The sequence below is a fragment of the Paenibacillus sp. EB106-06-01-XG199 genome (assembly GCF_058791575.1).
Genome location: NZ_JBYTDQ010000018.1, coordinates 1 through 20112, shown reverse-complemented (window position 1 = coordinate 20112; position 20112 = coordinate 1). Strand labels below are relative to the sequence as shown.

The window sequence follows — 20112 nt, the reverse complement described above, 5'->3', positions numbered from 1 at the left end:
CCTTGCCTAGCGCACACATGCTTTGGTTTATTTTAAGATTCCAAAGCATCTTTAAGAAATTGAAGTGAATTAAGTTGAAATGCACTTGTTTTTGATTCGTCTATATGATGAAAAGTAACATCGCCAATATTTGGAATATTTGATGTGTCATAAACATAGCAAGAAGATAAGCCAAACGTATCCAGCAGAGCTATCAGTCTTGAATCCATTGATTTGGGGTCTTGTGGATTATCAGATACCGGGAAAACCAAAAATGGAACCTTATATAAAATGGCAAAAGCAGCCCCATGAAAAGCACTAGTAATAAAATACTTAGCGTGTTTTATGTACCCTACAAATTCCTTCGGACCAACCGTAGCTGCTCCAGCAGTTGCAAGAGATATAATCTCGTATCCGTACTTTCTTGAAAGTGCTTCAGCGTATTTCTGAACCCCTGTAATATCTCGTAAATCATAAGTGAGTATATAGGCTTTTTCTGGCGGAGTAGCAGATATATCATCCCATCCGGATTTATCAAGAAGCATTACCGGATCCAATACATGAGTAATATCTCCATTTTTCATCGTTTTCACAAAAGGGATTGCCCTTTTTTCACGAACAGAAACAAAGTCTAAGGAATTAACGTGTGGAGCAAGGATCTTTTTTCGATCGGGCTCTATTTCTGCTCCTCCCATGCTTGCTGCGTATGCAATTTTCGTTTTTGATGCTGGAACAAAAGAAAGTGCCATACAGGGTAAAATGTCATCGGAAATAACCCATGGTAAACCCCATATTTGGTCGCTACCGCAAACAAAAATATCGTAATCATCAACACATTCTGCAATATCAGTTACTGTATATAAGCGTTCGCTGTGGGGAATGCTTTCGGAAAAATTCCTAAAATGTTCTGCACCTTTAGCACTTTCATATGCTTGTAAGGTGTATTCGTTTTGCCACTTGAATGTAATTTGCTCACAATGAAATCCTAACTTAGCTATAGCTTTTTGCAGTGCATAAGCTCCTAGTTGGCCACCGTAATTATAGTTTTTGTAGTAAAGAGTAATAATTCCAACTCTTTTCATAATAATCTCCATTCCGAACTAAGTCGGCACAAACAGGAATGAAAGAAAAGTGCCGAAAAGTCTACATAAATTTGAATTTTTGCAACAGTATAGTAGTACCGTCAGAAACGCGTTCGCTGCCAGCATCGACACTCGTGACACTTTTCTTTCCTGCCTCGGGGAGCCCCTACCGTTTACAAGTCCTCTTTCTTCCGTGGGATGTGACGCAGATGTTCCATTCAAAATACGATAGCCCAATGTTGCTTTTCAGCGTTAACATAGCCCGAAACCTACACACATATATACAAATCCATGCACTACAAGGAATTCCGCAAAAAACTTGCCCCTATTTATGATACGGCTCACCGCGCTGACTGTAACGGCAAGTTTTAGGGCCATCCTTTGCGGGATGGCCCTCTGTTTCATCTCGTTAGTATTTTATCAATCTGCAGGACGATTTTGGGTAATCCTAAACGATCATACACTCGTTAATCTTTTCCCATATTCAGTACTTCTGCCTCATACGATTGAAACGCGTTTTCTATTCCCATCACAACATCTTTGATTTTCATATACCCTTTGGTGTACGGGAGCGAGTCTCTGATTTCTTCCCACATATAGTGGTACTGCATTAAGTCTACCGTTTCGCACAGGACAAAATCCGTATAATCTTTTCCAGGCAGCGCTTCTGCGTCAAAGAATCGCACTTTGACGTGCTGACCGTATTTTTGTATAATCCCCTGCAATGAATCGGCATGTTTTCTCCGTTCCTCCCGAGGCAGTGCAAGCCAGGAAGGATAAAACTCCAACAGCACAATCATCATGTACCGCATTTCTTTACCACCTTTATTTGCTTATTTTTGTTTTATTTTAGCGACAAAGCGCTGGCTTCGCATTAACATAGGTTAATCTTTTTCCGAATGAAGGAGCCGGCTCAGAGAAACAGGGGTAATTCCCAAGTAGGACGCAATGTGATACTGAGGAATCCGTTGTCCCAATCCAGGGTACTTGACCAAAAACACGTCATATCTTTCCTTCGCGGACAGGTAAAGCAATTCCCGCTCTCTTTCTTCCTTTCGTATATATAATCTTTCAACACTCTTACACACAAAACGTTCCCATGCACGGCTTTCATCCACTAACTCCTTCAGCATATCATAAGATATTTCGATAACTGCAGAGTCTTCCATAGCCTCGATTGTAAAGAAAGAAGGCGTCCCCATGACCATGGCACCATAAGAAGTAGCAAAATCATTTTCCACCGTAAATGCAACATTATATTCCCTGCCGTCTTGAAGCGTATAATACAGGCGAAATAAGCCCATTGTGCAAAAATAAACATGCTTCACCAATTGTCCCGCCTGAATTAGGGTGACTCCTTTAGGGATTCGTTTTGTTCGTGAACGTTCTACAAACAGGTTCCAGTCCTCATCAGACAGCTGCGCTGCTTGAGGAAGATCTCTTATCGCACTGTAGTCAATATCCATCAGGAATTACACCCCCTAGCTTTTTTGTCGCAAGTGACAACATACGCTGTAACGCTAAATTAACGGGTCACACCGAAAAACTTGCCCCCTACTTATGATACGGTTCACCGAGATTGATCTTTAACCTCCTACCCGTTAGCTTAATGAAGCATGGTCAGTCTAATACTTTATTTTCTCAGTCTACAGCTTTATTTGCTGAGTCTAGCATTTTATTTTTTCCTTGAATCTAATAGACCCGTTGGTCAAGCACCGGTTTCTAGGTTGAGCCGGAAATCCTCCAGCTAATCTCTTGTAATTCGCAAGCCGATGTTTTATATTGACATAAGAGCAGGTCAATAATAAAAGAGGTGAACGGACGAAATGACTCCACGCACAAAAGAACAAAACGAAGAGATCCGGCTGCGGCGTCTGACGCAGATCCGTAAAGCCGCTGCCGATGTGTTTTTGAATAAAGGGCCTTTACTGGAGATCCGCGATGTGGCCGCGCAGGCGGGACTCGGCTATGGCACGGTATATCATTATTACAGCAATAAGGGCGATTTGCTCTACGATCTGTTATGGGACGCGGTGGAGCGGGCCGGGGGATGGCTGGAGGCTCCGCTGGAGTTCCCGTTGGAGGCTCCGCTAGAGGCACGGCTGAAGGTCCCGCTGGAGGCTCAACTGAAGGCTCCGCTGAAGGCCCCGCGCGCTTCGGCTTCGGGGGAGGCGCCGGCGGGCGGGCATTTCGCCTTGGCTGCGGCGGCGGACACTGGGAACTCGGCTGCTGCGGATTCCCGAAGCGGAAGCCGCGGAACGGCCGCTGCCGCAAAGCTTGGCCCCGTCGCTGCCGCCGGCGTCCGGCTGCTGCAGCTTTGGGCAGAGGACCACGCCCTGTACCTGCTGCATAAGCAGGCCAGTGAGGACTTTGCCTCGCTGCCTGAAGCGCGCTCGGCCCTGCTCTCGGCCGCCTTTCGCCGGGAGGTGCTCGCGCCGTTTGCCGCGCTGCTGGAAACCGGGCGTGCGGCGGACGGGGCTGACGCTTCCGGCGGAAACGCGGCGGAGCCGCCGTATCGGCTACAGCATGCCGAAATGCTGCTGGCTGCCTTGGTCGGCTGCGCCTCGCTTTCGCTTCGCCGCGGAAAGCTGCACGAGGAGGCTAGGGATATCGCCCTGTTTTTAAAATTATAGAATGGAGAAGGAGCGAATAAGCAAAAGATGATCATTATAAAATCACCCAGGGAAATCGAAGAGATGAAGCCGGCGAGCCAAATTATTGCGGACTGCTACCGCGAGGTGGCCAAACTGATCGAGCCTGGGATCACCACCCGGGAAATCAATGACTTTGTTGCCAGACACATCACCAAGCTGGGCGGCAAGCAGTTTACGAAAGGGTACAACGGTTTCCCCGCCGAAACCTGCATTTCGGTCAACGATGTGGTGGCCCACGGTATTCCTTCGAACCAGATGCTTATGGACGGCGACTTGCTGAAGCTCGACATCGTCGTGGAATACGGCGGATGGTTCGGCGATTCGTGCTGGTGTTATGCGGTGGGCAATATCCGGCCGGAGGCGCAAAAGTTAATGAAGGTGACAAAGGAATGCTTGGATCTGGGGATCGCCCGGGCACTCCCCGGGGGCCGGCTCGGCGACATAACGTCGGCGATTCAACAGCATGCGGAAGCGAACGGGTTTTCGGTCGTACGCGATCTGCTGGCGCATGGGATCGGGCGGAGCCTGCACGAGGAGCCGAGCTACGAGCATATCGGCGTAGCCGGCAAAGGCATTCGGTTAAAGGAAGGCATGGTGTTTACGATTGAACCGATGATCAACGAAGGTACGTTCCGTATCACGATCGACGACGATGAGTGGACGGCGAGAACGGCCGACGGCAAGTTGTCGGCGCAATATGAGCATACGATCGCAGTCACGCCGGACGGACCGCTGATTTTAACGGCCCAGTAAGAATAGAGGCGAACGGACGGGAATACGTCATTTTAGGAAATAAGCCGCCAACCCGGCCTGCTTGGTCTATCCGAAACGACGAAAAAGCGCTGAGCTCAGCCTGGGCACAGGGATGCTTTTGTTAACATGGTTGTAACTATACCAATTTACGAAAACCGCATTATTTGCGGTTTTTTATTATGACGCCGGTATAAATATTATAACTTTTATGGAAAATAGTGTACAAATCGAGCGAGACTTCGTGCACAATTCGTGCGCGCTCAACCCGTCGGAATTCTTCTGTACGCGCTTTTGCTTATTCGCTGAAGCATTACAGCATGTAATACTCCACCTAGACATTGGGAAAATCGTTGTTCAACTGCACAATGCATTTCGTCCGATCATCAATATTTTTTGGCGAGGGTAAGCGTTACAATGAAAGCGTGTTCAACAAGAGCAATGGGAGGCATAACAATGGAAGGATTAATGATTGGCTGGTATGGCGCCTTGGCGGGGTTGGCAATTGCTATTATTCTGATATTAAGAAAACTGAATCCCGTATATGCGCTGTTTCTGGGGGCCATTGCAGGCGCACTGATCGGCGGCGCCAATCTGGAGCAGACGGTAACTGTTCTTGTAAGCGGTACGCAAAGTGTAATGGGCACGGTGCTGCGTGTGCTCGCCGCTGGTGTCCTGGCAGGGGTAATGATGGAATCGGGGGCGGCCGAGACCATTGCCCAGGCGATTGTCAAAAAATTCGGCGGCAGCAAAGCCATTCTGGCCTTGGCCTTGGCAACGATGATTATTACCGCAGTGGGCGTCTTCATTCCGGTAGCGGTGTTGATTGTGGCTCCTATTGCTTTGTCGGTAGGCAATAAGATGGGGATTTCCAAGATGGCGCTGCTGCTTGCTCTGTCGGGCGGAGGTAAAGCGGGGAACATTATCTCCCCCAATCCGAATACGATAGCCGCGGCCCGCGGGTTTGATCTGGATCTGAGCCACGTGATGCTGGCAGGCTTGATTCCGGCAGTGTGCGGTCTGATCGTAACCGTTATTGTCGCTTCACTTCTGAAGAAAAGGGGGATTATGGTCACAGACCAGGAGGCGGTGAACAACACCGCCGACACCTCCAAATATCCGCCGCTTCATCAGGCGATTGTTGCACCGCTCGTTGCGGTCATTCTGCTGATGATCAATCCGATTGGCTCGTTATCCGGAATTGAGGCATTGGCGAGCTTCAAGGTGGATGCATTATATATCCTGCCGATTGCAGGGATTGTCGGCATGCTGGCTATGGGCCAAGGCAAGAAGATCCTGCAGTACAGCTCGTCCGGCTTGAACAAAATGACGGCAACAGTTCTTATCCTGATCGGTGCAGGAGGCATAGCCGGTTTGATTGCGGCTTCTGATCTGTCGATCCAGGTGGTCCAGTTGATTCAGGCTTCGGGTATATCCGGGACCTTCCTGGCACCGATTTCCGGTATCCTGATGGCGGCGGCTACCGCCTCAACCTCAACGGGTGTTATTCTGGCTACAGGCTCCTTCGGACAAGCCATTCTCGATATGGGCACCGCTCCGCTGGCAGCAGCAGTAATGGTCCATACCGGAGCCACTGTCATCGACTCTCTTCCGCAGGGGAACTACTTCCATGTAACGGCGGATAGTATGAAAATGACGATCAAGCAGCGGTTAGGGCTGGTCCCTTATGAGGCGCTCGTCGGCGGAACGATGACGCTTGTGGCGACGATAATTTACGGATTTATATTCTAATATCTAACATGGGGTGAGGAAATGAGAGAGAAAACCTTTGTACTGGCACCGGACTCCTTTAAAGAGAGCATGAGCGCTAAGGAAGTCTGCATTGCGATGGAAAAGGGGCTGCGAAAGGTTTATCCCAAGGCTGAATATATACATGTTCCTATGGCGGATGGAGGGGAAGGAACGGTCCAATCGCTTGTCGATGCTTCCGGAGGGCAAATTTATACCAAAGAGGTTATGGGACCGCTGGGGCAACCAGTTACAGCGAAGTACGGCATCCTCGGCGACGGCCGTACGGCGGCCATTGAGATGGCTTCGGCAAGCGGTATTCATCTGGTGGACAAGGCGGACAGAAACCCGCTTATCACCACCACCTATGGCACCGGCGAACTGATTAGGGAATGTCTTGACCGGGACATCCGCAATATCATTATCGGCATCGGGGGCAGCGCGACCAATGACGGCGGCACAGGGATGGCCGAGGCGCTCGGGGCCAGATTCCTCGATGAAGCGGGGAATGAGCTTCCGCGCGGCGGCGGCAGCCTGGACCGGCTGGCAAGCATTGATATTGCTTCTCTTGACGGGCGGCTGAAGCAGGTTCAGCTGATCGTGGCCTGTGACGTAACCAACCCGCTGTGCGGGGAGCAAGGCGCATCCCGGGTGTTCGGCCCGCAAAAGGGGGCTACACCCGAGATGGTCCTCCAGCTCGATGCGAATCTTGCCCATTATGCGGAAATCGTAAACAAACAGCTGGACAAGGATATCCGTAACTTGCCGGGTGCGGGAGCTGCCGGAGGACTCGGCGCGGGACTGCTGATATTTACACAGGCAGTTCTGCAGAAAGGAATCGAAATCGTTATTGAATATACCGGCCTCAAGCATAAGCTGGCGGCTGCTGATATGGTGTTCACCGGCGAGGGCGGCATTGACTTCCAGACCAAATTCGGTAAAACACCGTACGGGGTGGCCCGCACCGCCAAAGCAGGCGGCAAGAAGGTCATTGCCTTAGCCGGCTACATCGGTGAAGGGATTGAGACGCTCTATGCGGAAGGCATAGATGCCATCTTCGGAATCGTTCCGGGAGCGGCTGAACTGGAAAAACTGCTAAACGACGGTCCGGCCAATGTCGAACGGACCTGTGAGAATATTGCGAGAGTGCTGAAGTTAAGCGAATAACGAAAGCAGAAGACCCCGAAGAAGAAATTCTTCGGGGCCTTCTGCAGTTAGGTGCCGGAAAATGAGCGGCCGATCTGGAGTTTAGGTTACTTGTACAAGGCCAGCAATCCGTAGGTGAGCTCGAACAGCTGCAGCAGATTCCGCGGATCTTTGCCGGTGAGGCTCTCAATCCGTTTCAGCCGGTACTGTAGTGTATTCCGGTGAATGTTCAGCGCCTCCGACGTATGCGAGACACTGCAATTGTGGTTGATGAAACTCCTTAGTGTCTCCAGTAAATCGGCGGTATCCTCCAGCTTGATGGTGGTATTCAGAGTGTCCGTCAGCTCCGCATGGCTCAGCTTCACCAGAAATTCGGCCTCCTCGAAATGGATGGTCTGCGCAGAGGGCTTCAGCGCCAGCAGAATTCCCATAGCCGACTTCGCCTGCCGGTAGCTTTCCGCGATGCTGGCCTCCTGCTTGCCGGAAGCAAGCAGCACCTGTGGCTGGTTATGAAGAATTTGCCGGATCAGCAGATTGCAGTCCTGCTGGTTCTGGACCAGCATAAGCCAGATGTCCTCTTGGATCCGAAACGAAGGCTGCAGCAGCAGAATCTTGGCATTCTGCTCTGCCGGTGTAAAATTTTTGATATACAGGACCGTTGTTTTGAGCAGCAGATCGATGTGATAAGCGGCTGCTTCTTTTCGTAATTTCTGCGAATACGCTCCCTCATGGGCCAGCAGCAGTTCCAGAAATGCCTTCTTGCGGCTCGCTTCATTGGCGAGATCCTCGAGCGTATTTCTTTGTTCAATCAGCAGAGAGACGGTCGTTCTTACGATATTGCAAAAGGGACGGACTTCATCCGGGTTGCCCGAAATTCCAATCACACCTACAGGCGCATCGCCTATAACAATCGGCTCATTGGTGCCCTTTTTTTCATAACGTCCATCCTCCCAGACCTCGACCATTTTTCCGGTGGACAGTGCTTTGACTGCCCCCTGGTGAATGGTGCCGACACGTTCCATTTTTCCGCTGCCGATAATGACCCCTTTCCCGTTCATAATGTTGATGTTATAGGGGATGTCCATCATCATTTTATCTACAATTTCCTGTGCCTGTTTCTCAGAAAGCTCAAACAATCGGGTTCCTCCTTTGCCAAGCCGGTTATGCTCAGTTATGGTCTTTGGATTATAGCTTGTGCATATGAACAAAATTATAGATGATCTTCCGTATTTATAAAAGCAGGAAGTGCTGTTCTGACGGCATGAGGCCTGAAGGAAATACAATGGCGGTTTCGCTGGTGACATTTCTGATAGCTCTTAGCTCAGGTGATGGAGTATTTTAACATTAAATACTAGGATGGGGTGAAAGAGATGAATGACAAATCTTCAATCAGCAACGCTTTTCAAATGTTCAGCAAGGAAGCTCCGGCACATCAGGAGGCGTGGATGCAGGCTGTAAAGGGACTGGGGGCTGCAAGCAAGCTGGATTCCAGAACGGAAGCGCTGGCTTACATTGCGGTACTTGCTGTGGCCAGACTTGAGAGCGGACTTCCTTTTCACGTGAAGCAGGCTAAGGCTCTGGGTGTCAGCAGAGAAGAAATCATCAGTGCTGTTCTGCTGGGGCTTCCGGCAGTAGGGAATACTGTGGTTCAATTGCTTCCTGCGGCACTTGCGGCATATGATGAAGAGTAGCCCATAATTCTGTATCAAAAGAACCGGCTGTATGCCTCACAAGGGGCGAGCCGGTTCTTTAATTTGCAACTTTAACAAGTTGCGAAGCGTCTAAATTAGAAAGACAGCAGAATAAGGAGGGAATTCATGTACACAGTAAGAAATTTTGGAAGGTTTGCACTGGTGGCCGCAATGCTGCTCCTTGCAGCCTGCAGCACGACACCAGCAGCAGAACCGGAGGCCACATTGGCACCTGTGCAGACATCACAGGCTGAGCCGACACAAAGCCCGGTAGCGAGTACTTCCCCGGAGACTCAGCCACAGGAATCTGCAGAGCCGTCGGCGACGACAGAACCGACAGCACCTGCAGAACCTGGAGAAGGTCAGCCGCCTACGGCATTGGAAGCTGCCGCAACGGTGATGAAGGCGCTGAAGAACAGTGATATGGAGTCGCTCGCGGCCTGGGTTCACCCGGATAAAGGCGTCCGCTTCTCGCCCTATGCATATGTCGACCCCAAAAAGGACCTGGTCTTTACCCGTGATAAGCTAGAGGGGGTAATGAAAGACAACACGAAATATGAGTGGCGGGAATTCGCCGGTTCAGGCGAACTGATTAAGCTGACTTTTGCAGAATACTTTAAGCAGTTTGTATATGATGCAGACTTTGCCGGTGATGCCGAAATCGCGCTGAATAAAGGACTGGGGCAAGGAACGACAGTCAACAATATCAACGAAGTTTATCCGAAGGAAACTCACGACTTCGTGGAGTACCATATCGACGGTATCGATCCTTCCGTCGAAGGCATGGACTGGCGCAGCCTGCGGCTGGTCTTCGAGAAGATGGGCGAAGATCGTGCGCTTGTAGGCATCGTTCACGATCAGTGGACGCCATAAATAAATAAAGAAGACGGACACTTTGCTGGAGTACAGCAGGGTGTCCGTCTTTTGTTTTTAGTTCTGGGAATTATACAATTTGAAAAATTTCGGAGAACTCAAAACTTGCATTATCCGCAGCCGCGGATTCCTGCGGAATGAGAGGTACAGCAAAAGCCGCGCCCCCATAGGAGGCGCGGCCTATTCCATTCAGCAGCAGCGGCAAATTATTGAACGCTGCTGGAGGATACTGAGGAACCGGCAGTGCCGGTTACAGGCTGGGCTGTCGCCGTGTAGCCTTCCGGCAAGTAGGTGACTACGGAAGCTGCTGAGATCACCTGTGCGTAACTTTTGCCAGGGTCCGGCTGGGTTACGCTGTAATAGATGACGGCAGTCTTGTTCTTGCCAAATTCGATCCGGTCGATGCTTAGGCCATAGCCCGGATGCGGCAGGTTGCTGACGGTCACTGTAACTTTGTTTACTCCGTCAGCGGCTTTTTCCAGCTTCACTGCCGTTTCATAATTATAAGAAGGAGCTGCTGTTCCGCCATCCGGCTCAATGACTTCCTTGGCGAATTTAACTGCTTCGAAGAGCCATTCCGCTGCTTCCCCGCGGGTAACGGCTTCTGATGGGCGGAACGTGTTGTTCTTCTCAAGGGTAACGATATGTGTGTTAACCAGAATCTGCAGGCTGTTCATTTCCGCCGTGGACAGCTTGCTGCCGTCGGAAATATTGGCAAACATCATCGTTACCGGGAAGTTGCCCTTACTCTGCAACGCTTGAGTCAGCAAATGGGCGAACTGGGCGCGTGTCATCGTGCTGTTCGGATTAACGGTTTTGTCCAGGGACAGGCCGTTCTGCTTGGCGGCTACGAATGCGGAAGCATACCAGGCTTTGTCCTTAACTTTGTCAAAGTAATCACTAGCTTTACCAGCGGTTTGCGGGGATAGCTGCAGTCCGCTGACGATAAACTGAATGCCCTGGGCGAAGGTTACTTTTGATTTCGGTGCGAACTTGTCGCTGGTTACTCCGTTGATAATCCCGTCCTTATGCAAAGTGTTGATTTTGGATTCGGCGGAATGGCCGTTCAAATCGGAAAATGCAAATGCCGATGTTCCCAAAGACAAGCTTGCTGCCAGAATGCTGCACGCTATGGTTAGTTTTTTAGCGTTCATCTGGAATGAATGATTTTTCTTCATTGTGCCTCACCTCTTATTCTCTTAGATGGCAGAATGCCGCAAAATGTTGCAGAGTAGCTCAAATTAAATGTAATTTAAGACATAAAAGGACTCGTCCGAGGGAAGAAACAGCACGAGATTGGCTACCTGCTCCGGCTTGCCGGGAGCCTGCTCCAGCGGATGACTGCCGTCCGGAAACTCCACGGGGATTTTTACTTCCTCAATGGCATCGCTTTTGTACGTATTATCTCCAATATTGGTATCAATTGATCCGGGGCAGACGGCATTTACGCGGATGGCGTATTGCGCCAGCTCCGCGCAGCCATTTTCATAAAAGCGACCTGGCCTGCCTTAATAAATTCCTCCTAAAAGTTGCTCTGTCAGTAACTACATACCCTTCTCATTGGGGATGAACCAGTCTGGAAGCGGGGATGCCGGAAGGTGCAGCGAAGCTTCTGTTCCCTTCACCAGCGCTGTTAGCAACTCATACCGCCTTGTCTCTTGCAATTGAACAAAAGAGCCATTTCGCAGTACACTTAAGGATGATAGCGCTATATTTACTACTTTCAGACCATGACAGGAGAACATAGATGATTCAGCAGCAGGGAATGGAGCGGATTAACGTCGGGATCTTTGCCCATGTCGATGCGGGAAAGACGACCACGACGGAGCATATTTTATATGAAAGCGGGCGGATTCGTGCGCTCGGCAGTGTGGATAGCGGAACGGCTATGACAGATTCGATGGAGGTCGAGCGGCAACGGGGAATATCGGTGCGGGCGGCGCTGGCTTCATTTGTCTGGAAAGGGGTGCAGGTTAATCTGGTGGATACACCGGGCCATGTTGATTTTCTGTCCGAGGTGGAGCGGAGTCTGCGCGTGATGGACTGCGCGGTGCTGATCCTCTCGGCGGTGGAAGGAGTGCAGGCTCAGAGCGAGATGATCTGGAATGCGCTGCGCAAGCTGGGGATTCCGACCTTGATTTTTGTGAACAAAATGGACCGCGTCGGCGCTGATCCGGGGGCTGTGCTGGCCCAGGCGCGTACCTACCTGTCCGGCGATATTATTCCGGTCCAGCAGCCAGCCGGCAAAGAGCAGGAATACACGGGTGCCTCAGATTTATGGCAGGCAGGTGCAGATGCGGCGGCACGGACGGAGCTGCTGGAGGCGCTGGCCGAAAGAGATGAGCGGTTGCTGGAGCTCTACATGTCAGGTGGTTCCCCCGATCTTGCGGTATGGAAAAAACATCTGCAGGCGGAAGCGGCTTCGGGGCGGATGTTCCCGCTTGTCTACGGCGTCGCGGCCAAGGGTCTTGGCATTACGGAGCTGCTGGACGCGATGACCGATTATTTTCCCCGGGCTGGAGGGGATGCGGAGCTGCCGGTATCCGGCATCGTATACAACATTCAGCGCGATAAAAGCATGGGCCGCATGGCCTTTGTCAGGCTGTACGATGGAACGATACGCAACCGTGATACGGTAAAGAACTACTCACAGAATGTAGAGTCCAAAGTGACGCAGATCCGCAAGGTGGAGGGTGGACGGACGGAGGATGTCGGGGCGCTCGAGGCCGGAGATATCGCCGTAGTATACGGGCTCTCCGGCGTGCGGATCGGCGATGTGCTGGGCCGGCCGGATGCCATTCCGCAGGAAGCGAAGCTGGCTGTGCCGCTGCTGACTGTTCGTGTCTTCTGGGGAGCGGAATTCGATGACCACAAGGTGATCGGCGCGCTCCAGGAGCTGGCGGACGAAGATCCGCTGCTGGATGCCCAGTGGCTGCAGGAGGAGCGGGAGCTGCATATCAAGGTCATGGGCCCGATCCAGCTGGAGGTACTGGACAGCGTAATGGAGAGCCGTTACGGCCTGAAGGTAACCTTCGGCCAGCCGTCAGTGATTTACAAAGAGACGCCAAGCCGCGCGGGTGAAGGCTTCATCGCCTATACGATGCCGAAGCCGTGCTGGGCGATTCTGCGCTTCCTCATTGAGCCGGGACCACCGGGCAGCGGTCTGGTGTATGAATCACTGGTGCGCAGCTCGGATCTGCTGCCGCAGTACCAGAACGAGACGGCCCGCCGGGTGCCGGAGGCGCTGCAGCAAGGCCTCTACGGCTGGGAGGTGACCGACCTGAAGGTGACGTTGGTGGAGGGGAACCATCATGTGTGGCATACCCATCCGCTGGATTTTGCCGTAGCTACGCCGATGGGCATTATGGACGGGCTGAACCGGATCGGCACCAGGCTGATGGAGCCGATTCTCCAGGTGCGCATTGTTGTGCCGGAGGAGAACGGCGGCCGTGTAATGAACGACCTCGTGCAGATGCGCGGCACCTTCGAGCCGCCGCTGCTGCAAGGCGGGCGGATGATCATCGAGGGCCGGCTGCCGCTGGCGACATCGCTCGATTACCCGGTGACCCTGAGCTCCTACACGAAGGGGCGCAGCACGTTCACGTCTTTTTTTGCCGGCTACGAGGAATGCCCGCCTGACGTCACCGCCGAGCGTACCCGCCGGGGTGTGAATCCGCTCGACCAAGCCAAGTATATCCTCAGCGTACGTAAGGCGCTGCAAGGGTGAAGCGGATGAGGCTGGTGGAGAGGCTTGGTTGGAGTGAAGCTGGATGAAGGAGAGCGGGGTGGAGGATTATGCCGGCCGTATGCGAGTGAGTACGTCTCCCGGCGGGCGAAGTGCTGGATGGGCTAAAGCTAGAGGTTTGAAAGGCTGGGGCCTCCTCTCCTTGATCCGGGACCTTGTTTACCGGTACAGCACCAGCTCAAACGCAGTCCGGCCCGGGCGGTTGTCCAGGTTCAACTCGCCGCCCTGCCGCACCATCATCTGCTTGGCAATCGACAGTCCCAGCCCGCTGCCCCCGTCCCGTTTTCTGGAGGCATCGCCCCGTACAAAAGGGTCAAAAATCACAGCCTTCAGTTCATCGGAAATGCCTACGCCATTGTCTATTACAGCTAGCCGCACGGCATCCTCCGACTGCTCAAGCCGGAGCGTAACCTCTGTGCCGGGGGGATTGTAGCGCAGCGCATTCGATAAAAGATTGGCGATGGCCCGCCGCATCAGATTGGTATCGTAAGAGACCAGCACTTCACGGGACGGGATTTCAACATGCAGCATAAACTGCTTGTCCTCGAACTGCTGATAATAATCCGCCGCGGCTTCCCTCAGCAGCTCGGCGATATCGCCGGGCTTGACGGATACAGGAAAGTCGGGGCTGTCCAGCTTCGATAAATGGAAAATATCGTCGATGAGCGAGGTGACAAGCTGGGATTTGTTATAGATAAGCTGCAAATACTGCTCTTTTTTCTCCTCATTGTCCGCCATTCCCAGCTGCAGTGCTTTGGCGTAACCCTGAATAGTAGTAATAGGGGTCTTAAGGTCATGCGACAGATCGACAAGCATCCGCTGCTTGCTCAGCTGCAGCCTGCGGTTTTCGGCTTCTGTCCGCTGCAGCGACTCGGCCAGGTCATTGAAGTACATCTGTACCTGGGCGAATTCATCGCTATCGCCAGTTTGAATATCCAGCCGCTTATGAAATTTACGCAGCCGCATCTCCCGGATGGCTCCGGCAATCTGCTCCAGAGGTCTGGTGATCCGCCGGGCTGTCCAAACACTGTAGATTAAGACGTTTAGGCCAAATAATACAAGCAGGAGCAGCAGCCACTGCACGGAGACCGTAATGGTTTCCTGCTCCACATCAATAGCCATAATCAGAAAGGTTATGCCGACTACAGCCAGTGTACATGCGAATAAGATATAGGATTTGACCAGCCTGGACAAAAGCGTGTTTTTCTTCACCGGAATTCATCCTTCCTGGCGAACTTGTAGCCCAGTCCGCGGATGGTCCGGATATACACCGGCTGTCTGGCGTTGTCCTCAATCTTCTCTCTCAGCCGGGAGATATGTACCATAATGGTGTTGGCATCTTCATAATAAGGATCGGACCAGGCCTGTTCGAACAGCTGTTTTTTGGTCCATACCCGGCCCGGAGAGTCCATGAAGGTGGTGAGCAGCTTGTATTCGATCGCCGTCAGCGGTATGTCTTGGCCCTCTTTGTACAGGACACAATCCAGGTGATCCAGCTCTAACTGTCCGATGATTGTGCGTTCCTGCAGAGCCGGTGGCTCAGGGTTCTGCTGGCCGGTGGGTTCGTTAAATTCATAGGTCCGTCTCAGCATCGCCTGAATGCGGGCCATAACCTCCAGCGGATTGAAGGGCTTCGCAATGAAATCATCTGCACCCAGCTGCAGCCCCAGAATTTTATCACTATCCTCATTTTTGGCGGAAATAATAATAACGGGGATTTTGTAATCCGTCCGGAGCAGCTTCAGCAGCTGAATACCGTCAAGCTCAGGCATCATAATATCAATTACAGCCAGATCAACCCGCTGCTCCCGTATAAAACTCCATGCCTCGATGCCATTCAGTGCCTCCAGCACCTTCAGGTTCTCCCGCTGCAGAAACAGCCTCAGTAATTCCAGAATATCCGGGTCATCATCCGCCAGCAAAACAGTTCTGCTCATCTGCTGCTCCGCTCCTCTCAAGTTGTCCTATTTTCATCAGTCTATCATTTTTTGATCCGTATTTTATGATCTTAAGATGAATTTAAGATTGAGGGAAGATTCAGGACAGAAACGGACGGTATGCTGAAAGCAGAACGAACCATTATAGTGCTGGAGGTTGCAAGAATGAAAAACAGATTACAGCGATTGCTCGCAGTGCCGCTTGTCTTCTTGGGGATGAACGTCTTCATGGGCCATGAAGCAGAAGCGGCTGCCACACCTGCCGTGCCTACCGCTTTATCGGCGAGCCAGCTTGAACAGAGTATAGACCCTATTATGCAAGAGGAGCTTGAGAAGCGGCATGTTCCCGGATCGGCCGTAGTCGTGACTCAGGGGGACCGGATTATTTTCAGCAAAGGTTATGGTTATGCCGATGTTGAACAGAGCATTCCTGTAGATCCTGCAAAAACGATCATGCGGTTAGGTTCGATTACCAAAACGGTAACTGCAGTCTCTGCTATGCAATTGGTAGAGCAAGGGAAGCTGACGCTGCATGATGACCTTAATTCTTTTTTGCACGCGTATCAATTGCCTTCCTTCGGAAAGCAGCCCATTACGCTGCATCACCTGCTGACCCATACTGCCGGGCTGGACGAGTCCATCTACAATATCCAGGGGCACTCCCGGGAGGACTCTCTTTCAGCAGAGCAATATCTGCGGCAATATTTCCGTCAGCAGCCTCCCGTGCGGGAGCCGGGACAGGAATACGAATACAGTAACGCGGGACTGGGATTGGTTGGCAACTTAATAGAGCAGACTGCTGGTACTGATCTAGGGTCCTATATGTTCCAGAAGGTGTTTACTCCGCTGAAGATGCCCAGCGCAAGCCTGACAGTTCCCGAGAGCAGCCCGGATATGGCAAAATCCTATGTGTATTCCAATAAAAAGTACAATGCTGTGTCTTCGACTTACCCCCACATCCCTGGGGCCGGAGCCCTGAGTGTGATTCCCGATGAATTTGCCCATTTTATGATTGCTTTACTTAACCAAGGGGTTTATCAAGGGACGGCATTGTTGAAGCCTGACAGCGTTGAAATAATGCAGCAGTCTCAATTTGCTGAGCACCCGAAGGTTGACGGTGTAGGATATGGCCTGTATCGGGGGCACCTTGCAGATGGTAGCACTGTGCTGACGCATACCGGAGAGATCGAAGGATTCGCCGCCAAAATGGAGCTTATCCCTTCGCAGAAGCTTGGCATTCTAATTGTCAGCAATGGTGAAGAGGGTGGGATAACTTACGACAAGGTCACGGATGCGGTTGCCGGGCTGTTAACCAAAAAGAGGGAAGCTGTGACGCCATTGCCGGTTTCCTTGGAGGATTTGCAGCAATACGAGCGGACCTATACCTTTGCCAAGGTTCCGCAGCATGGCTGGGGCAAATGGCTGTATTTCCTGGGCGGCAGAAATTACAAGGTTACAGCAGCCGAAGGAGAACTGGTTGTGAGCGGAGTATTCCCGGATGGGAGCGGAGAAACGGCGGAGAAGAGCTTCGTGCCGATTGCTGATGGATTGTTTCAGGAACAGGGGGGGAGGATGCAGCTGTTGATCGACAAGCAGCACAATTGGAAAATGACCATCATCCAGGAGACGACCTTCTCACCGGAGCCGGGCTTCTGGAAGCGTCCTTCCACCTTGCTCATCGTGTACATTGTCCCTGGATTACTGTTCCTTGCACTGCTGGCAGTCACGCTGATCCGTTATGTCGTGCGTTTATTTCGTAAGCCGCGCAGAACTGTATCGCTGCATATTGCTGCAATCTCGCTGCTCATGTCCGTCTTTCTGCTGCTTCAGCTGACTTACAGCAATGGGGCCATTACCTTCGGCTACCCGGCGTGGTATGCGTGGGGTGTCTCTTCACTGCCTCTGGTGGCTGTCCTGCTTGCACTTCATTTGCTCTGGCGGAATGCCAGTCAGGCTGTTAAAGGAAAAGTCGTTGCCCTGACGCGCTGCTTCGTTGCGATTGCCTGCATCGGTTATACAGGATTTATGTACTATTGGAATATGTTATCGATCCATTTCTCGTAGCCCGGGAAAGCTCACTTTTCCAATGGGGATTTATTTAGGCACTCTGTTCATGCCCGGAGCCCTAGTGTATGATTAAGCTATGATCTTAACGTTTGCTATAAGCGATGGGAGAGAGCTGACATGAAGAACATACAGGACGGAGTCTTTCCCGCGGTATGCCCGCTCGATTGTCCGGATACCTGCGGGCTGCTGCTGCACAAAAAGGACGGGAAGCTCGTCAAGATAGAGGGCAACCCGGAGCATCCGGTGACCAAAGGAGCGATTTGCAACAAGGTGCGGCATGCGGGCGAATGGACGCAGCATCCGGACCGGCTGACACAGCCGCTGAAGCGGGTTGGCCCTAAAGGGGAAGGTGCTTTTGTACCGATCAGCTGGGATGAGGCCATTGCCGAAATTGCCCGGAAGCTTCACTCAGTGAGTGAAGAGTTCGGCTCCGAGAGCATCCTTCCTTATAACTTTTACGGCAATATGGGCTTCCTCAGTGTGGAGGGGATGAACCGCCGCTTCTTTAATGCGCTTGGCGCGAGCCGGTTGGAGCTGACCATATGTGCATCTGCCGGAAATGAAGGCTGGAAACATACGATGGGCTTCAAGGGCGGATTAAATCCGGAGGATACGGTGAACGCCGACCTGATTATTATCTGGGGGGCTAACATCGTCAGTACGAATATGCACCAGGTGGTGCTGGCGGAACAAGCGCGCAAGCGCGGGGCGAAGGTCATTGTTATTGATGTTCACCGCAACCGTACGGCCCAGTGGGGCGACTGGTTTATCCAGCTCCATCCGGGAACGGACAGTGCGCTGGCGCTGGGGATTATGCACATCCTGTTCCGTGACAAGCTGGTGGATGAAGATTTTCTGGCCCGTTATACGTTTGGGCATGAGGAGCTGCGCCAGCAGGCGCAGCTGTATCCTCCGCAGACTGTCTCGGATATTACGGGCGTCCCTGTGGACGACCTGGAGCAGCTTGCACGGATGTACGGCGAAGCCAATGTGTCTTACATCCGGATCGGCAATGGCCTGCAGCATCATGACAACGGCGGGATGAACGTGCGCAGCATCAGCTGCCTGCCCGCCCTGACCGGCCAATGGCTGAAAAAAGGCGGCGGTGCGCTGAAGTTCAACGGCGCCTATAACGCGCTTAATGCCCGGGCACTGGAACGGCCGAAGCTGCGGCCTAATCCGCGGGCGCGGAGCATCAACATGAACCGGCTGGCCCAGGCGCTGGAGATGACCGAGCAGCCGGTGAAGGCGTTGTTTGTGTTCTGCAGCAACCCTGTGGTAGTGGCGCCGGAAGCGGACCGGGTGCGCGCCGGCATGCAGCGGGAGGATCTGTTCACCGTGGTACATGAGCTGTTTATGACCGACACTGCGAAGTATGCCGATATCGTGCTGCCGTCAACAGCTTCGTTCGAGAATACCGACCTGTATGCCTCCTACTGGCATCACTATATGCAGCTCCAGGAGCCAGTTCTTGAGGCACCGGGAGAGTGCAAAAGCAACTTTGAGCTGTTTTCACTGCTGGGCCGTGCGATGGGGTTTGACGAGGAGGCCTTCAGTCAGAGCGAGGACGAAATGATCCGCGAGGCGCTGGACAATCCGGCCAACCCGTACCTGAACGGTGTTACACTGGAGCGGCTGCAGGCCGAGCGCCATGTGAAGCTGGATCTGACGGCGCGGGAGAACTTCCTGGATAAGCTGCCCACGCCATCAGGCAAAATCGAGCTGTATTCTTCCACACTTAAGGCAGAGGGCCTCTCGCCCCTGCCTGTTTACGAACCGCTGAAGGAAGGATATGACGGTGTACGCCGTCCCCGTGCAGATGATCCGTATCCGCTGAACTTCATCTCGCCGCCGAACCACAATTTCCTGAACGGCACCTTTGCCAATGTGGAGAAACATCAGCGGATGGAGAAGGGGCCGATGCTACAGATCCACCCGCTGGATGCTGAAGCCCGCTCCATCCGTGACGGCGACAGAGTGAAGGTCTATAACGGCCGGGGCGAAATCGTGCTGAAAGCCGTTGTGACCGACAAAATGCTGCCCGGCACCGTGATCAGCCAAGGCCTCTGGTGGGAAGGGGAAGACGGCCCGCAGCGGGTCAATGTTCTGACACCGGCCCGGCTCAGCGACATGGGCCGCGGCGCCACCTTCTTCTCGACCACCATTCAGGTGGAGAAGCTGAAGCTAGAGGAGCAACCGGGGACGGTGGTTCAAGAGTCGTAATATTGCAAATAAATGAGCCGTCCTTCACTTGTGAAGGGCGGCTGTTTTGATTATGGCTTTAGCCAGTTGAGTGCGTGAAACGCGCGAAACAAAAAACCACCCGCTATGCGGGTGGAGGGAACAAGGGTTTGACCACCAAGACCATTCCGATAAAATTGAGATGTTCAGGCTCAACGGAAGGAATGATCTTAGATGGCAAACAAGAGCTATAGTCTA

General features: G+C 52.4%; 16 protein-coding genes and 1 pseudogene. 9 read left to right on the top strand and 8 right to left on the bottom strand.

Annotated elements, in window-relative coordinates; all coding sequences use genetic code 11:
• Nucleotides 1-32 precede the first annotated feature (32 nt).
• From AC3WT9_RS32790 to AC3WT9_RS32780, 3 genes are all read right to left on the bottom strand, one after another.
• The gene (locus AC3WT9_RS32790; protein WP_492408786.1) at nucleotides 33-1061 is read right to left on the bottom strand and encodes a polysaccharide pyruvyl transferase family protein; all 1029 of its coding nucleotides are present in this window, start codon (nucleotides 1059-1061) and stop codon (nucleotides 33-35) included.
• Nucleotides 1062-1528: 467 nt separating this feature from the next.
• Nucleotides 1529-1873, bottom strand: a complete 345-nt coding sequence (locus AC3WT9_RS32785; protein WP_341377532.1) for a darcynin family protein — start codon at nucleotides 1871-1873, stop codon at nucleotides 1529-1531.
• A 72-nt stretch (nucleotides 1874-1945) separates the two neighbouring features.
• Nucleotides 1946-2527, bottom strand: a complete 582-nt coding sequence (locus AC3WT9_RS32780; protein WP_341090358.1) for a Crp/Fnr family transcriptional regulator — start codon at nucleotides 2525-2527, stop codon at nucleotides 1946-1948.
• Nucleotides 2528-2887: 360 nt separating this feature from the next.
• On the opposite strand from AC3WT9_RS32780, the gene AC3WT9_RS32775 reads away from it, so the two are divergent.
• From AC3WT9_RS32775 to AC3WT9_RS32760, 4 genes are all read left to right on the top strand, one after another.
• Nucleotides 2888-3694 carry a TetR/AcrR family transcriptional regulator gene (locus AC3WT9_RS32775; protein WP_341377533.1) on the top strand — a complete coding sequence of 269 codons (807 nt, stop codon included), beginning with the start codon at nucleotides 2888-2890 and terminating at the stop codon, nucleotides 3692-3694.
• Nucleotides 3695-3721: 27 nt separating this feature from the next.
• The gene (gene map, locus AC3WT9_RS32770) at nucleotides 3722-4468 is read left to right on the top strand and encodes a type I methionyl aminopeptidase (protein ID WP_341090362.1); all 747 of its coding nucleotides are present in this window, start codon (nucleotides 3722-3724) and stop codon (nucleotides 4466-4468) included.
• 453 nt (nucleotides 4469-4921) lie between these two features.
• A complete protein-coding gene (locus AC3WT9_RS32765) occupies nucleotides 4922-6217 on the top strand; it encodes a GntP family permease (RefSeq protein ID WP_341377534.1) in 1296 nt (431 codons plus the stop codon).
• A 21-nt stretch (nucleotides 6218-6238) separates the two neighbouring features.
• Nucleotides 6239-7381 (top strand): glycerate kinase family protein, encoded by a 1143-nt coding sequence (locus AC3WT9_RS32760; protein WP_341090367.1) that lies wholly within the window; start codon nucleotides 6239-6241, stop codon nucleotides 7379-7381.
• 86 nt (nucleotides 7382-7467) lie between these two features.
• On the opposite strand, the gene AC3WT9_RS32755 is transcribed toward AC3WT9_RS32760, so the two are convergent.
• The gene (locus tag AC3WT9_RS32755; RefSeq protein WP_341377535.1) at nucleotides 7468-8496 is read right to left on the bottom strand and encodes a CdaR family transcriptional regulator; all 1029 of its coding nucleotides are present in this window, start codon (nucleotides 8494-8496) and stop codon (nucleotides 7468-7470) included.
• 234 nt (nucleotides 8497-8730) lie between these two features.
• Here AC3WT9_RS32755 and AC3WT9_RS32750 point away from each other — a divergent pair, with 234 nt between their 5' ends.
• Nucleotides 8731-9051: a carboxymuconolactone decarboxylase family protein gene (locus AC3WT9_RS32750; protein ID WP_341377536.1), complete on the top strand. Its 321-nt coding sequence runs from the start codon at nucleotides 8731-8733 to the stop codon at nucleotides 9049-9051.
• Between the two features lie 126 nt (nucleotides 9052-9177).
• A complete protein-coding gene (locus tag AC3WT9_RS32745) occupies nucleotides 9178-9924 on the top strand; it encodes a hypothetical protein (protein WP_341377537.1) in 747 nt (248 codons plus the stop codon).
• A 206-nt stretch (nucleotides 9925-10130) separates the two neighbouring features.
• Here AC3WT9_RS32745 and AC3WT9_RS32740 read toward each other — a convergent pair whose 3' ends face one another.
• Together AC3WT9_RS32740 and AC3WT9_RS32735 are read right to left on the bottom strand one after the other, a co-directional pair.
• Nucleotides 10131-11102 carry an S-layer homology domain-containing protein gene (locus tag AC3WT9_RS32740; RefSeq protein WP_341377538.1) on the bottom strand — a complete coding sequence of 324 codons (972 nt, stop codon included), beginning with the start codon at nucleotides 11100-11102 and terminating at the stop codon, nucleotides 10131-10133.
• Between the two features lie 63 nt (nucleotides 11103-11165).
• Nucleotides 11166-11434: pseudogene (locus AC3WT9_RS32735) on the bottom strand (SDR family oxidoreductase); the annotation flags it as partial.
• A 237-nt stretch (nucleotides 11435-11671) separates the two neighbouring features.
• Between AC3WT9_RS32735 and AC3WT9_RS32730 the strand changes: the two are divergent.
• The gene (locus tag AC3WT9_RS32730; RefSeq protein WP_341377539.1) at nucleotides 11672-13651 is read left to right on the top strand and encodes a GTP-binding protein; all 1980 of its coding nucleotides are present in this window, start codon (nucleotides 11672-11674) and stop codon (nucleotides 13649-13651) included.
• A 177-nt stretch (nucleotides 13652-13828) separates the two neighbouring features.
• Here the strand turns inward: AC3WT9_RS32730 and AC3WT9_RS32725 are convergent, their stop codons facing one another.
• Together AC3WT9_RS32725 and AC3WT9_RS32720 are read right to left on the bottom strand one after the other, a co-directional pair.
• On the bottom strand, nucleotides 13829-14881 hold the full coding sequence (locus tag AC3WT9_RS32725; RefSeq protein ID WP_341377540.1) for a sensor histidine kinase: 1053 nt from the start codon (nucleotides 14879-14881) through the stop codon (nucleotides 13829-13831).
• Nucleotides 14878-15606 (bottom strand): response regulator transcription factor, encoded by a 729-nt coding sequence (locus AC3WT9_RS32720; protein WP_341377541.1) that lies wholly within the window; start codon nucleotides 15604-15606, stop codon nucleotides 14878-14880. Before AC3WT9_RS32720 ends, AC3WT9_RS32725 begins: the two co-directional genes overlap by 4 nt.
• A gap of 165 nt (nucleotides 15607-15771) precedes the next feature.
• Here AC3WT9_RS32720 and AC3WT9_RS32715 point away from each other — a divergent pair, with 165 nt between their 5' ends.
• Nucleotides 15772-17670, top strand: a complete 1899-nt coding sequence (locus AC3WT9_RS32715) for a serine hydrolase domain-containing protein (protein ID WP_341377542.1) — start codon at nucleotides 15772-15774, stop codon at nucleotides 17668-17670.
• A 120-nt stretch (nucleotides 17671-17790) separates the two neighbouring features.
• Nucleotides 17791-19896, top strand: a complete 2106-nt coding sequence (locus tag AC3WT9_RS32710) for a molybdopterin-containing oxidoreductase family protein (RefSeq protein WP_341377543.1) — start codon at nucleotides 17791-17793, stop codon at nucleotides 19894-19896.
• The last annotated feature ends 216 nt before the right edge of the window (nucleotides 19897-20112 follow it).

Excerpts from the sequence above, each read along its gene's own strand:
- AC3WT9_RS32780 (WP_341090358.1), bottom strand. The coding sequence starts at position 2,527 with ATGGATATTGACTACAGTGCGATAAGAGATCTTCCTCAAGCAGCGCAG.
- AC3WT9_RS32790 (WP_492408786.1), bottom strand. The coding sequence starts at position 1,061 with ATGAAAAGAGTTGGAATTATTACTCTTTACTACAAAAACTATAATTAC.
- AC3WT9_RS32710 (WP_341377543.1), top strand. The coding sequence starts at position 17,791 with ATGAAGAACATACAGGACGGAGTCTTTCCCGCGGTATGCCCGCTCGAT.
- AC3WT9_RS32760 (WP_341090367.1), top strand. The coding sequence starts at position 6,239 with ATGAGAGAGAAAACCTTTGTACTGGCACCGGACTCCTTTAAAGAGAGC.
- AC3WT9_RS32785 (WP_341377532.1), bottom strand. The coding sequence starts at position 1,873 with ATGCGGTACATGATGATTGTGCTGTTGGAGTTTTATCCTTCCTGGCTT.
- AC3WT9_RS32740 (WP_341377538.1), bottom strand. The coding sequence starts at position 11,102 with ATGAAGAAAAATCATTCATTCCAGATGAACGCTAAAAAACTAACCATA.
- AC3WT9_RS32720 (WP_341377541.1), bottom strand. The coding sequence starts at position 15,606 with ATGAGCAGAACTGTTTTGCTGGCGGATGATGACCCGGATATTCTGGAA.
- AC3WT9_RS32745 (WP_341377537.1), top strand. The coding sequence starts at position 9,178 with ATGTACACAGTAAGAAATTTTGGAAGGTTTGCACTGGTGGCCGCAATG.
- AC3WT9_RS32750 (WP_341377536.1), top strand. The coding sequence starts at position 8,731 with ATGAATGACAAATCTTCAATCAGCAACGCTTTTCAAATGTTCAGCAAG.
- AC3WT9_RS32715 (WP_341377542.1), top strand. The coding sequence starts at position 15,772 with ATGAAAAACAGATTACAGCGATTGCTCGCAGTGCCGCTTGTCTTCTTG.
- map (WP_341090362.1), top strand. The coding sequence starts at position 3,722 with ATGATCATTATAAAATCACCCAGGGAAATCGAAGAGATGAAGCCGGCG.
- AC3WT9_RS32765 (WP_341377534.1), top strand. The coding sequence starts at position 4,922 with ATGGAAGGATTAATGATTGGCTGGTATGGCGCCTTGGCGGGGTTGGCA.
- AC3WT9_RS32775 (WP_341377533.1), top strand. The coding sequence starts at position 2,888 with ATGACTCCACGCACAAAAGAACAAAACGAAGAGATCCGGCTGCGGCGT.
- AC3WT9_RS32730 (WP_341377539.1), top strand. The coding sequence starts at position 11,672 with ATGATTCAGCAGCAGGGAATGGAGCGGATTAACGTCGGGATCTTTGCC.